This is a genomic window from Primorskyibacter sedentarius, from assembly GCF_004342065.1.
In the GTDB taxonomy this organism is placed as follows: Bacteria; Pseudomonadota; Alphaproteobacteria; order Rhodobacterales; family Rhodobacteraceae; genus Primorskyibacter; species Primorskyibacter sedentarius.
Genome location: NZ_SLZU01000005.1, coordinates 32,761 through 45,529 on the forward strand (window position 1 = coordinate 32,761; position 12,769 = coordinate 45,529).

13 protein-coding genes are annotated in these 12,769 nt (G+C 62.7%); 11 read left to right on the plus strand and 2 right to left on the minus strand.

The window, feature by feature from the left end:
• Window positions 1-139: 139 nt before the first annotated feature.
• Together EDD52_RS09390 and EDD52_RS09395 are read right to left on the minus strand one after the other, a co-directional pair.
• Entirely contained in the window at window positions 140-718 is a 579-nt protein-coding gene (locus EDD52_RS09390; RefSeq protein WP_132244206.1) for a c-type cytochrome, read from the minus strand.
• On the minus strand, window positions 715-1,977 hold the full coding sequence (locus EDD52_RS09395) for a PQQ-dependent sugar dehydrogenase (RefSeq protein ID WP_132244208.1): 1,263 nt from the start codon (window positions 1,975-1,977) through the stop codon (window positions 715-717). Before EDD52_RS09395 ends, EDD52_RS09390 begins: the two co-directional genes overlap by 4 nt.
• A 279-nt stretch (window positions 1,978-2,256) precedes the next feature.
• Between EDD52_RS09395 and EDD52_RS09400 the strand changes: the two genes are divergently transcribed.
• The 11 genes from EDD52_RS09400 (at window position 2,257) to EDD52_RS09450 (ending at window position 12,769) form a co-directional block, all read left to right on the plus strand.
• Complete coding sequence (locus tag EDD52_RS09400; RefSeq protein WP_132244210.1) at window positions 2,257-2,805, plus strand: peptidoglycan-binding domain-containing protein; 549 nt, start codon at window positions 2,257-2,259, stop codon at window positions 2,803-2,805.
• Between the two features lie 341 nt (window positions 2,806-3,146).
• Window positions 3,147-5,045: an ATP-dependent zinc metalloprotease FtsH gene (ftsH, locus tag EDD52_RS09405; RefSeq protein WP_132244212.1), complete on the plus strand. Its 1,899-nt coding sequence runs from the start codon at window positions 3,147-3,149 to the stop codon at window positions 5,043-5,045.
• Window positions 5,046-5,290: 245 nt separating this feature from the next.
• Window positions 5,291-6,247, plus strand: coding sequence for an AAA family ATPase (locus EDD52_RS09410; protein ID WP_132244214.1), 957 nt, complete (start codon window positions 5,291-5,293; stop codon window positions 6,245-6,247).
• The gene (locus EDD52_RS09415; RefSeq protein WP_132244216.1) at window positions 6,244-7,146 is read left to right on the plus strand and encodes a DUF58 domain-containing protein; all 903 of its coding nucleotides are present in this window, start codon (window positions 6,244-6,246) and stop codon (window positions 7,144-7,146) included. Before EDD52_RS09410 ends, EDD52_RS09415 begins: the two co-directional genes overlap by 4 nt.
• Window positions 7,146-7,520 carry a hypothetical protein gene (locus tag EDD52_RS09420; protein ID WP_132244218.1) on the plus strand — a complete coding sequence of 125 codons (375 nt, stop codon included), beginning with the start codon at window positions 7,146-7,148 and terminating at the stop codon, window positions 7,518-7,520. The genes EDD52_RS09415 and EDD52_RS09420 overlap by 1 nt, the downstream gene beginning before the upstream one ends.
• The gene (locus tag EDD52_RS09425) at window positions 7,513-8,472 is read left to right on the plus strand and encodes a VWA domain-containing protein (RefSeq protein WP_132244220.1); all 960 of its coding nucleotides are present in this window, start codon (window positions 7,513-7,515) and stop codon (window positions 8,470-8,472) included. Before EDD52_RS09420 ends, EDD52_RS09425 begins: the two co-directional genes overlap by 8 nt.
• Window positions 8,469-9,365 (plus strand): vWA domain-containing protein, encoded by an 897-nt coding sequence (locus EDD52_RS09430; RefSeq protein ID WP_132244222.1) that lies wholly within the window; start codon window positions 8,469-8,471, stop codon window positions 9,363-9,365. The genes EDD52_RS09425 and EDD52_RS09430 overlap by 4 nt, the downstream gene beginning before the upstream one ends.
• On the plus strand, window positions 9,362-10,036 hold the full coding sequence (locus EDD52_RS09435; RefSeq protein ID WP_132244224.1) for a hypothetical protein: 675 nt from the start codon (window positions 9,362-9,364) through the stop codon (window positions 10,034-10,036). The genes EDD52_RS09430 and EDD52_RS09435 overlap by 4 nt, the downstream gene beginning before the upstream one ends.
• The gene (locus tag EDD52_RS09440) at window positions 10,033-11,235 is read left to right on the plus strand and encodes a BatD family protein (protein ID WP_132244226.1); all 1,203 of its coding nucleotides are present in this window, start codon (window positions 10,033-10,035) and stop codon (window positions 11,233-11,235) included. Before EDD52_RS09435 ends, EDD52_RS09440 begins: the two co-directional genes overlap by 4 nt.
• A 76-nt stretch (window positions 11,236-11,311) precedes the next feature.
• Window positions 11,312-11,947 carry an S-(hydroxymethyl)glutathione synthase gene (gene gfa, locus EDD52_RS09445; RefSeq protein WP_132244228.1) on the plus strand — a complete coding sequence of 212 codons (636 nt, stop codon included), beginning with the start codon at window positions 11,312-11,314 and terminating at the stop codon, window positions 11,945-11,947.
• Between the two features lie 96 nt (window positions 11,948-12,043).
• Window positions 12,044-12,769, plus strand: coding sequence for a LuxR C-terminal-related transcriptional regulator (locus EDD52_RS09450; protein ID WP_132244230.1), 726 nt, complete (start codon window positions 12,044-12,046; stop codon window positions 12,767-12,769).

The window sequence follows — 12,769 nt, forward strand, 5'->3', positions numbered from 1 at the left end:
GCCTGGCGAAAGGCTAACATCCTTCGCAAAGAAGTACTCTAGCGATTTGAACGCGCACGCGTCTTTGTCAAATGGGTCCGGTGAGCAGGGCCGCCTGCACGTCTAAAGGGGCATTGATACATTAACTCCTTATTGAAAACTACTGGGATTGTTCAATTTCCAGCATCACATTTGCATACCAATCTGCCAGCGCCCGGATCTCTGCGTTGGTCAGTTCAGACGCAACCTCGGACATGATCTCGTGCTGGCGTTTGCCAGTGCGAAAGGCTTTGAGTTGGGTGTCGATGTAGATATTCACCTCCCCGGCGAGATTTGGCGCGTCAAGAAGCACCGATATGCCGTCAACCCCGTGGCACGACACACAAGCCTCTGGCGCATCTTCCGGGCTGACACCCTCTGGCAGGCTGGCCACCGCCCTATGTGACGCATACCAAGCCGCCACATCCGAAATTTGCTGCGCCGAAAGACCGGCCGTCACGACCGACATCATCTCGTGCTGGCGGGCACCGGTCTTGAAAGCCATCAGCTGCGCTTCGAGATATTCTTCGGGCTCGCCACCGATATGCGGGGCGATCGGGATCTGCGCAAACCCATCGATGCCGTGGCAGGTCCGACACATGTTGGCCACCTTGCGACCCTCCGCCGGATCTCCCGCAAGGGCCGCGCCACCCCCGGCGAGCATCAGCCCGCCGAGGAGAATTGTCAGGACACGCTTCATTCTGTCGATGCGGGGTTGTAGGCGATGCGCCAGATCGCGCCCGCGAAGTCGTCAGAGACCAGCATGGATCCATCCGGGAGGAAGGCAATGTCCATCGGGCGTCCGCGATATTCGCCGGTCTCCTCGTTCAGCCAGCCGTCAGAGAATACCTCCGTCGCGGCAGCGTTGCCCTCTTCGTCCAGCGCGGTGAACATCACCCGAGCGCCGACGGGTGTCGTCCGGTTCCACGACCCGTGCTGGGCAGAGAAAATACCGCCGTGATACTTGTCGGGAAAGGACGAATGGCGATAAAAGCTCATCCCCAGATCGGCCGCATGGGCCTGCATTTCGACCTGAGGTTCGACGAACTCGACACCCTCGGGCCGCTCAACGCCCTTGTAATCCGGAAGCTCTACCCGCGCGTTGGTCCAGGGGAAGCCGAAATGCTGCCCGGCCGCTGTCTGCCGGTTCAACTCGCCCGGCGGGATGTCGTCGCCCATCCCGTCCACCTGATTGTCGGTGAACCACAAGTCGCCGTTGGCCGGGTTGAAATCGTGGCCGACAGAATTGCGCACCCCCCGGGTATAGACTTCACGGCCCGTCCCATCGGTGTTGATCCGGATGATGCCACCGATGCCAATCTCGTCGTACATCTCCAGCTTTTCGGCCGGTTGCACATTGTAGGGCTGGCCGAGCGAGATATAGAGCTTGCCATCTGGTCCCACGCGGCAGACGCGGGCCGTGTGGTTGAAGCTTTCCTCCTCAGCCGGGATAAGCTCGCCCTGCGGCACGACCTCGCCGACCGCCGGGTCCGGCCCTTCGAAAAAGAACTCTGCCGCCGGGAAGGTCAGCACGCGGTTACGCTCTGCAATGTACAAAAAACCGTCGGGCGAAAAGCAGGGCCCGTTGGGGATATCGAAGGTGATGGAAGGCGCAAAATCCATCACCTCGTCGGCAACCCGGTTGCGGTCCCGATCCACGACGGACCAGACCTTGTCCTTGCGCGTGCCCACGAAAGTCACGGTGCCTTGCGGGGCAACCGCCATGGACCGCGCGTCCGGCACCACCGCGTACAGGCTGACTTCGAACCCGTCAGGAACGCTGATATGCGGCAGGATCTGCCGAAGCGAGTCGGCGCGGTCCCCGTCCTGATCGACGAAGGTGAAGGTCGCGCCGGTCTTTTGCATATTGGTCAACTTGTCCATGTTGTCTTGCGCCAAAGCGGGCGCAGCCAGCAGGGACCCGAGCAATACGCCCGAAAGAGTGTACTTGCAGGTCATTTCTTCCTCCCAGTTTATCACGTAAAGCGCTTGGTCAGTTGGGCTGACAGTGTGCTTCACAAGAATGCATCTTCACGTTACCTAGCGTAACCTGTCAACTTTTTTGACCAATTTGCGCTTCATGAGGGGGGTGAGGGCGTCAGCGCGCCGTCAAATGCCGCCCTGCCTTTCCGGCGAAAATCGCCTGTAGTTTCCCCCTCACGCATCGCTACTGTGGGAAGTAGCTATTAACTGTCCTCATTGGGCACGTAAGCTTGATCAAAAAAGGAGAACACGCAGATGTCCATTCTGAAGAAGGGCCTCAAAGGCGCACCCGTCAAGCGGATGCAGGAGAAGCTGGGGATCACGGCCGATGGTGATTTCGGGCCGGGTACGGAAAAGGCACTGAAGGACTACCAATCCGCCAACGGGTTGGCAGTTGACGGGATCGCAGGGCCAGACACATTTGCCGCAATGGGACTGCACGAGCTTATCCTGCTGCGCGTTGGGTCCCGTGGTGCGCAGGTGAAGAAACTCCAGGAAGCTCTTGGAATTACAGCCGATGGGCGGTTTGGGCCCGGCACGGCAAAGGCCGTGGAAGAGTACCAGTCCGCAAATGGTCTGGACGCTGATGGCATGGCCGGCCCGGCGACTTTGGCGAAGATGTCCGCCTTTGCAGGCGAGGTGACGCAGGATGTCGTTGAGAAGGCGAACCTGGCACCGGAAGAGGAATCTTTCGCCTCAGAGCCGATGCCGGAGATCTCTGGCGTCGAAGTGATCAAAAGCGCAGCCGCACCGGTCAAGGCGACCAAATCGGTCTGGAACAAGGTCTCGGGCTGGTTCTCTTGATCCGATTGAGGAATTGAAAAACTGCTGCCCTGTCAGACCCTTTGACAGGGCAGTTGATACAGTGAGAAGACTCCCCGCATGCCCACCCCGGGCAGCTTTGGATTGCTGGCGTTATTTTATAGTTTCGAGCGTTCCACCCGCGTAATCAAAGCCTATGTCAGCGCATCCGGATCAATGAATGCGTAGCAAACCGACAGATACGCGTCGGAATTCGTCGCCGTCAGGATGGCCCCAACGGCGTGCATAGGTGCGAGTTGCTGCGCATCGCCGCGAAAATTGATGGATATCAATGTCAGCACGCTGTTTTGCCGCCAGTATCGGTGGGAACAGGAGATGTTGCCATGCCGAACGACAAACCGGGCAAACCGCCAAAAGATGACCTTAAACGACAAGGTATCCTCGTCGCCTTTTGGGCGTTGATCTTTGGTGCCTTGGCGTTTTCCTCCCTGACTAGCTACGATGGCGGGGCGGAAGTTGTTTCATATAGTGAAATCAAGGGGATGATAAACGAAGGTGAAGTAACAAGTGCAGTTCTTGAGGAGCACGCGATCACGGTTTCACTCGGCGATGATCCGGCGGTGGACCCTCAGTTCTATCGCGCCGTGACGCCCGCGCAGGACGACCCTGATCTTCTTCCATTGCTGGAGGAAAAGGGCGTCAAGATCACGGCCGAGGAGCCTGCCAGCGTATCGATCTTCAGCTATCTGCTGCCATGGATCCTGATCCTGGCGGTGTATTTCTGGTTCCAGCGGCGGATGCTGGGCCAGATGGGCGGCGGCCTTGGGGCAGGCGGCGTGGGCGGGCTCTTCAGCGGGCGGTTTTCCAAGCCCAGCGAGCCTGCGCGACGCACCACCTTTGACGATGTGGCGGGGCAGGATCAGGCCAAGAAGGAAGTCGCGGAGCTGGTCGAGTTTCTGCGCGAGCCCGAACGCTTTCAGAAGGTCGGTGCCGAAGTGCCGCACGGGGTGCTTCTGATGGGACCGCCGGGAACAGGAAAGACGCTTTTGGCCAAAGCCTTGGCGGGCGAAGCTGATGTACCTTTCTTCTCTACTTCGGGATCGGAGTTCATTGAGGTCTTCGTCGGGGTCGGTGCCGGGCGCGTGCGCAAGATGTTCGAGGCTGCCCGCAAAGCCGCGCCCTCGGTGATTTTCATCGACGAGCTTGACAGTATTGGTCGCACCCGTGGCACCGGGCTTGGCGGCGGGCATGACGAGCGCGAGCAGACGCTGAACCAGATCCTGGCAGAGCTTGACGGGTTCGAAGGCAAGGAGGCCGTCGTCGTGCTGGCCGCCACGAACCGGCCTGATGTGCTCGACCCCGCGTTGCTTCGGCCCGGGCGCTTTGACAGGCATGTGGAACTGAACCTGCCGGACAAGGACGCGCGGCGCGCGATCCTTGGGATCCACGCGAAACCCCTGCCGTTGGCCGATCCGGCGGATCTCGACACGATTGCAGCGGGGACGCCGGGATTTTCCGGCGCGGATCTGAAGAACCTGCTGAACGAGGCCGCAATTCAGGCGGCGCGTCGACATGCGGCCACGATCACCGCAGCCGATCTGGGCGAGGCGCGCGACAAGGTGATGATGGGCACAGTGCGCACCCTGGCGATACAGCCCGACGAGAAACATCGCCTTGCAGTGCACGAGTCCGGGCATACGGCGGCGGCCTATTTCACCCCGGGCACCGATCCGCTTTACAAGGTGACGATCATCCCGCGGGGGCGGAGCCTTGGCGGCACGCATATGCTGGAGCGTGAAGAGCACCACACCTTGTCCGAAGAGTACCTCCACGCACAGCTTGTCGTCCTGCTGGCCGGGCGGGCTGCCGAGAAACACCTGATCGGCAGCGTCAGCTCCGGTGCGGATGACGATATCAAGCGCGCCACGGCGCTTGCGCGTTCGATGGTTGCCCGCTGGGGGATGAGCGAAGAAATCGGCCCCGTCGATCTGCGCCAGAGCGATGATCATCCTTTCCTTGGGCAGTCGATGGCCCAGCCGCGCGCGCATGCGGACCAGACCGCCGCCCGCGTGGATAGCGCGGTGACCGAGCTGCTGAAGGAGGCCGAGGCCGAAGCGATCGCGACAATCGCCGGCAATGAGAAAGGTGTGCTGTCCCTGATCAGGGAGCTTGAGGCCAAGGAAGTGCTTGATTTTGCAGAGATCGAGGCCTGCCTGAAACCTGTCGCGTCGGTCGTCAGACCCTTGACGCGCAGGAGCGACGACACGGCGGGCACGCAATAGAGGGGACGACGAACGACCGGGCAGGGCATGCGCCAGCCCGGCTGCCGTGCCAAGGTTCTGGGTAGCGGGTTGACCACCAGCATAGGCCCGCCCGAACGCCGCTTGCCGACCCGAGATTCCGGCGATCTTCGGGGTGACCACAGTCGTCGCCCCTGTGCCCGCTAAGACTTTGGACGGTATTACTGGCGGTGCAAAATTTGCCTACACTCCAAGATGGCGCCGACCGGCGCCTCAGGGAGGGTATGATGACGACCGTGGATGCATCCGTCAGGACGGCTTCGAAAACGCTGGCCAGCCAGCTTCGTTCGGGGCTTATTGGGCATGAGAAACTGATCCGTCGCCTCCTGATTGCGTTGCTGAGCGGTGGGCATCTTCTGATCGAAGGCCCACCTGGCCTGGCCAAGACCCGCGCGGTGAAGGCGCTTTCCGATGCGGTGGCGGGCAGTTTTGCGCGTATCCAGTGCACGCCCGACCTGATGCCCTCCGATCTGACCGGAACACAGATTTACCGCCCCCAGACGCAGGAATTCGAATTCGTGCCCGGCCCGATTTTCCACAACCTCGTGCTGGTGGATGAAATCAACCGCGCCCCACCCAAGGTGCAGTCTGCATTGCTGGAAGCCATGGCAGAGCATCAGGTAACGGCCGGCAATCAGACGCATACGCTACCCGATCCGTTTCTTGTTGTCGCAACGCAGAACCCCATCGAACATGACGGGACATTCCCGCTGCCGGAGGCGCAGCTGGACCGGTTCCTTTTGCATGTGGAGCTGAGCCTGCCCGATGCCGAGGCAGAGCGCCGCATTCTTGATCTGGTCGAGGAGGAGAGCCGCGGGCCTGTGCCTGCGAGCTACCGGATGCCGCTTGAAGACATCAACGCGGCGCGTGCCGAAGCGATGTCCGTCCATCTGGCGCCGGAACTGCGCGATTATATCGTGCAGCTTGTCGTGGCGACGCGCGACGAGGTATGGGCGCAGGATATCGAACATGCCGTTTCTCCGCGCGGATCACTGTCGCTGGCGGCCGCGGCCAAAGCCTCTGCCTATCTCGACGGGCGCGATTATGCTCGCCCCGAGGATGTGGCAGAGCTGGCGCCGGATGCGCTGGCGCACCGGATGGTCCTTTCCTGGCGGGCGGTGGCCGAAGGGCGCACGGCGCGCGACGTGGTGGCAGATATCCTGTCCAGGGTGGACCCGTTGTGAACCCGGCCCTGCAATGCCCCGGCGTGGCGCTGACGGCGTCAGAGCTGATCGGGCTGCGCGCCGTTGCGCTCAACGCGAGATCCGAACCGGTGCTTGCCGCGCTTCCGGGCGGGTTTGCGACCCGCAGGAAGGGGCATGGGCAGGAGGTTGCCGATATCCGCGAATACGTGGACGGCGACGATATCCGCCATCTTGACCGGGGCACAACCGCGCGCACTGGCCAGCTGCACGTCCGCCAGTTTCAGGAAGAGCGCGACCGCGTCACGCTTCTTGTGGCGGATTTCCGGCCTGCGATGCATTGGGGGCTGGGGCGGGCCTTTCGCTCTGTCGCGGCGGCGGAGGTGCTCAGCTTCGTCGGCTGGCGGCTTGTAGAAGAAGGCGCGCGGGTCGGGCTTTTGGCGGTGGTGCCGGGTGATCCGGTCGTGGTGCCGGCCCGTGGACGCACGCGGGGCATGCTGCGGGTGATCGGCGGGCTTGTGCGGGCGCATCAGCAGTCTCTGGAACATGCCGCGAGCAGGACGGGGGCCGACGCATCGCTGGTGGGGGCATTGAGGCGCGCAGACCGGCTTTGCCCGCCGGGATCGGAAATCCTGATCGCGTCCGGCTTTGACGGCGAGGGGCAGGATCTGACCGATCAGCTGAATGCGCTGGACAGACGGCGGCACACGCGGCTGATCATGGTGTCAGATGCCGATCCCGCGCGCTTGCCTGCGGGCGGGTATCCCGTCAGAACATCGGATGGGCGACGATTGCGGCTGATGCTGGGCCAAGGCACTGCGCCCACGCCGTCCCACGAAGAAACCGTCGCTGGGCGCCGCGCATTGCGTATCGACGCGGCAGAGCCCGTCGCCAAGACGGTACAACGCGTGGCAGGCGCATTTGCAGGGGGGATCCTGTAATGAGCGAGGGGGCCATGACGCATGCCGCCATGCAGGCGAGCCTTCATGATATTGTCCTGCCTGCGGATGCCGCAGGGGGTGCCGTGGCGGGAATGTTGGCGACCCTTGCTCTGGCCGGGCTGCTGGCATTGGTCGCCGGTGGGCTGCTGCGGCTGTTCAGCCTTCGTCGTGCAAAAGTGCCGCCCGCACCGTCCCTTTATGAAAGGGTCACCGCGCTCTCCGCTTTGTCAGAGGCGGAACGCCGGACCGGGCTGCTGCATCTTCTTAAAAACGAGCGGCCAGAACGCTTTGCCAGATTGCGAGACGCGCTTTACCGCAAGGACACGCCGCTCGATACCGACAAGCTGACGGCCGAGTTGTTGGGGCATGATTGATTTTGCCGCGCCATGGGTGATCTTGCTTCTGCCCCTTCCGTGGATCGTGCAGCGCCTGTTACCGCCACGCCGGGCGGGTGGCGCCAGCCTGCTTCTTCCCGACCGGATCGGGCGCAATTTCCTGCGTGGCGCGAAATCCGGTCCGGCCGAGGCACGCTCGCTGGCGCGGCACGCGCTTTGGGCCGTATGGGTGCTCGCCCTTCTGGCTCTGAGCGGTCCGCGCGACCTTGCGCCGGTATCCGCGTTGAAGGTCTCGGGTCGGGATCTGGCCATCGCGCTGGATTTGTCCGGGTCGATGGTGCGGGATGACTTCGACCTTGACGGGGAGCAGATCACCCGGCTGGAGGCTGTCAAACATGTGGGCGCGGAATTTGCCCGGGGCAGGGGTGGGGACAGGGTGGCGCTGATCGTGTTCGGATCCGAGGCCTATTACGCGTCGCCCTTCACATTCGATGTCGAGGCCGTGGCCCGACGGATAGAAGAAGCCGCGATCGGGATTTCGGGCCGCGCGACGAATATCTCGGACGGGCTGGGCCTTGCCCTGAAACGCATGCAATCGTCACAGGCGGCCACGCGCGTTGTGATCCTGCTGTCGGACGGCGCCAACAATGCGGGCGCGGCCAACCCGCGCGGCGTGGCAGAGTTGGCCGCATCGCTTGGCATCCGGGTGCACACGATCGCCCTTGGCCCCAAGGACCTTGAGACTGCCGAGGAAGGCGAGCGCGGCGTGGTGGATGCCGCAACCTTGCGTGCGATTGCCCAAATCTCCGGGGGCGAAAGCTTTCGCGTGAGGACGACAGAAGATCTTGCCGCCGTAGCCGAGGCGCTGGACCGGCTGGAGGCGACTGACAGCGACGGGCTGGCGGCTGAACTGTACCGTGACTACTGGATCTGGCCCGCCATGGCCGCGGGGCTGATCCTTGCGGGCCTCGCATGGAGGCAGGAGGCATGAACGGGCTGGACATAACGCTTTTGCGGCCCTTGTGGCTGCTTGCGCTTTTGCCGCTTGCGGGGCTCGGCTGTTGGCTCTGGTCCCGGCAGAGCGCCCTTGGCGCATGGTCACAAGCCGCCCGCCCCGAGATGCTGCGCGCGATGGCGGCGCTGGGTCATGTAGAGACCGGCCAGGACCGCCAGCCGGTCCTGATCCGCCTCGTCGCGCTGAGCCTGATCATCCTCGCACTTGCCGGCCCTGCAAGCGAACGGCGCGAGGCGCTGTCATTTCGCAATCTGGATGGCGTTGTGATCGTCCTCGACGTGTCTCGCAGTGTGACGGAGGATTCGCGCTGGCCGCAGATCCTGACCGTGGCCCGGTTTGCGACCACGTCTCTTGGCACGCGGCCCGCGGCGCTGGTGGTTTATGCGGGCGACGCCTATCTCGCCACGGACATGACGTTGGATCTGCGGCAGTTGGGCCAAACTCTGTCGCTGATCTCTCCGGATACGGTGCCGGACAAGGGGTCGCGTCCGGAACGGGGGCTGGACCTTGCCAGCCAGGTCCTGCGCGAGGCAGAGGTGTTGACCGGGGACGTGATTCTGATCACCGATGGTGCCGGGCTGGGGCAAGAGAGCCTCAGGGCGGCGTCTGACATCACCGCGCAGGGGGCGAGGCTGTCGGTCGTCTCGCTGCAAGACAACCCGCTGGCGCAAAGCCATGCGGCAACCGGCAATGGCCGGGTCTTTGGCCTGACAGAGGTTGACGCCCTCGCGGATTGGCTCTTGCACGACACCCGCACGCGGTTGGAGCAACAGGATTACCCCTTGCTGATCTGGCGCGACCACGGCCGCTGGCTGCTGGCATTGGCGCTGCTCCCGATCCTTTTGTTGTTCCGGAGGACCAGCGCATGAGGATCGTGGCCCTGTCGGTGGTGATTTGCCTTGTTGCCGCGCTTTGGGCAGGGGGGCTCGCGCCATTTGGCCGCGTCTTTCTGGCGGCAGGCCTGCCGTCTCTTGCCGTCCCGCTTTTCAGCGATCCGGCCTGGCGGGGTGTCGCACAGTACCGGGCGGGTGACATGGCCAATGCCGCGCGCAGCTTTGCCGACGCCGGGGCGGTGTTCAACCTTGGCAACGCCGAGGCGATGCGCGGTGAATATGCCGCCGCGCTGGAGGCCTATGACATCGCCATCGCCCAGGGCAATGAAGAGGCCCGCGCAAATTTCGAGGTCGTGGCCGCCGTCTATTCAGGGCTTGGCATCGATCCAGAAGCGCTCGCACTGTTTGGAAAACGCGGCGAGGGACCAACCGCCGACAGCCACATCGCGCGTGGCAACGCCCGCGCCGCCGGGACGGGGGATGAGGTCACGAATGCCAATACGATGCTGGGACTGGCAGAGCTGGACAGCCGCGGCCGCCTTGGTGTCCGGCGAATTTTCGACGACAAGCACATGATCGCGGATGATCGCTGGCTCATGCAGTTGGCGGATGTACCCGGGGAGTTCCTGAAAGCCCGCATCGCGCAGGAATTCAAACGGCGGCAGAAGCTGGGGCTGAGCCCCCCTGACGCGGAGGACCCGCGATGAGAGTATTGATCGTGCTTCTGATGATCTCTCCCGCACTCGTCTGGGCGCAGTCCAGCGAGGTAAAGCCGGACGAGCTTGGTATCGAGGTTCTGGTAGGGGAGCGCGAAACGCCCCCTTATGTCGGTGAGATGCTGATGATCACCATCCGTGGGATGTATCACCGGCACGTCACCCGGGAGACGCTTGTTCAACCCGATCTCGAAGGCTTCAACTGGACACAGCTTGGCCCGGACATCTGGGGAGAGGAACGCATTCGCGGGCAGAAGGTGAAGATACTGGAACGGCGGATGGCGCTGTATCCTGTTCGCGCCGGGACACTGACCATCGGGTCTTTTGCCCATCGCCTGACATTGACGGACGAGCAGGACGACTGGTTCGATCACGAGATCCGGACCGCCCCCGTAACGATCAAGGTTTTGCCCATTCCGGCAGAGGCCAAAGACGACTGGTGGTTCCCGGCGTCGCGGCTGCGCATCTCGGATCAATGGTCGAACGCGCCGGATCAGTTGCAACCCGGCGAAGGCGTTTTGCGCATCCTGCATCTGGAAGCGGTCGGTGCCACGCCAGAGATGATCCCGCCCATGCCGGAACTGACGTCGCCTTCCGCGTTGATCTTTCCGCATCCCGAAAAGCGGCTGGTGGAGCTTTCCCCCGACGGGCCGGTCACCCATGCGTTCTGGCGCTGGACAATCAGGCCCACGAACGGGACCTCGGCCATTGTAGAGCCTTTGACTGTCCGGTATTTCGATACGGTCGGGCGGGTTCTCCGCGAGGCATCGATCTCTGCCCAGCGGGTCTCTTACGGGGATGTTACGCCTGCCCAGCAATCAAATGCCGCGCCCCCGGATGCTTTCAGACTGCCCGGCATCGCCAGCCTGATCCTTGGGGTGGCGGTGTTCGGCGGCGGTATCTTCGCGATCTTGCATGGCCACCGTTTTGCGGGGGGCTTGGGCTTGCGGCGGTTTCGCATACTTGACCCGGATTACCGCGCGCTGTTCCGCGCTGCCCGCCACGGTGACCGGTCCGCCCTGCGCAAGGCGGCGATTGCCCTGCTGCGCGATGATGCAAAACGCGAGGGTCGCGCAGCCATGCTCAAAGATTTTGACACAAATATCTTTGGCAAGGACGCGTCAGAGCCGGACTTGCAAGCCTTTGCCCGGGCCTTCGCACGCGGCACAAGGGTTAAGACCTACGGCTGAATTGTCCGAATCCCGGCAAAGGCACAGGCTGGGTGGTGATCGGGGCAACCGCCACCGGTCTCAGGGAGGACTTGAAATGGGATTGCTCGACAGGCTGTTCGGGGCAGGGCAGGAGACATCTGCCCCCCCGGCACCGAAATACCAACATGTGAAAATTCACCCGCAGGTAGACAGCGGCATCGCACCGACGAAGGATGGCTTTGCAGGCGGCACGCTGACGTGCAAATGCCAAACCGACCCGGTGGTCGTACGGGTTGGCGCGCAGACAGCGCATAATCACGTCTGCGGGTGTACCAAATGCTGGAAGCCGAAAGGGGCGATTTTCAGCCAGGTTGCCGTGGTGGGGAGTGACAAGGTCACGGTGGAGCAGAACGCCGACAAGCTGGAGCTGGTTGATGCCTCCGCCACGATCCAGCGCCATGCCTGCAAGGGGTGCGGCGTGCATATGTATGGCAGGGTCGAGGATGCGGGCCATCCGTTCCATGGTCTGGACTTCGTTCACACCGAACTTTCACAGGAACGCGGCTGGGCCACGCCCGAATTTGCGGCCTTCGTTTCTTCGATCATCGAGGCCGGGGTGGACCCGGGCCGGATGTTTGAAATCCGCGGCCGGCTCAACGAGATCGGGCTGCCGCCCTACGACTGCCTGTCACCGGCATTGATGGACGTGATCGCGACCCATGTGGCGAAATCGAAAGGCGTTCTGGCCTAGAGCTGGCGACGGTCTGACGGGGGAGGCCGCTGCGGCACAATAGAGGTCTTGCAAAGTTGCGGGGTTGCGTTAGCCTTCGTGCAGGGAGGCTTTACCATGCAACATTCGACCATTGCGGTGACGCAAGGGCACTTTGAGGACGTGCTCATTGTCGATGATCACCCGCTCTACTGCGACGCGCTCATGTCCGCTGTGCAGCGCGTGTTTCAGGACGCGCAGTGCCGCAAGGCCAGAACCCTGCGCGAGGCGCTGGAAGTTCTGGATCGCGGATTTCAGCCACAGTTGGTCATGTTTGACCTGAAATTGCCGGATGTATCTGGGATTTCAGGGTTTTTAAATCTACGGGCGCGGCTGCCCGACACGCCGATCCTCGTCATTTCCTCGCTCGCCACTGTCGATCTTGTTCACGCGCTGATGGACGAGGGCGCCGCTGGGTTCATGCCCAAGGACAGTTCGGCAAACGACCTCAAGCATGTCTTGCTGGAGGTCGCATCGGGGCGCAAATACGTGCCCGGTGATTTCCAGCAGATGCGCACGCCGCAACGTTCCCTGCCAGAGGATATGAGCCCGGAACTGGCGGCACTGACGCCGCAGCAGAAAAAAGTGATGAAGCTGATCTGCGCGGGCAAACCGAACAAGCAGATCGCTTACGAATTGGATCTGGCCGAAGCGACGGTAAAGGCCCATATCACCGCCTTGCTGCGACGCCTTGGTGTCAAGAACCGCACGCAGGCGGCCGTGTTGATCGAGGCGGCGATGACGAACCCCGCCAATGGGTTGGGGGATGCAGAACCCGAGGCAGCCAGCTTTCTGGCCCGCTGA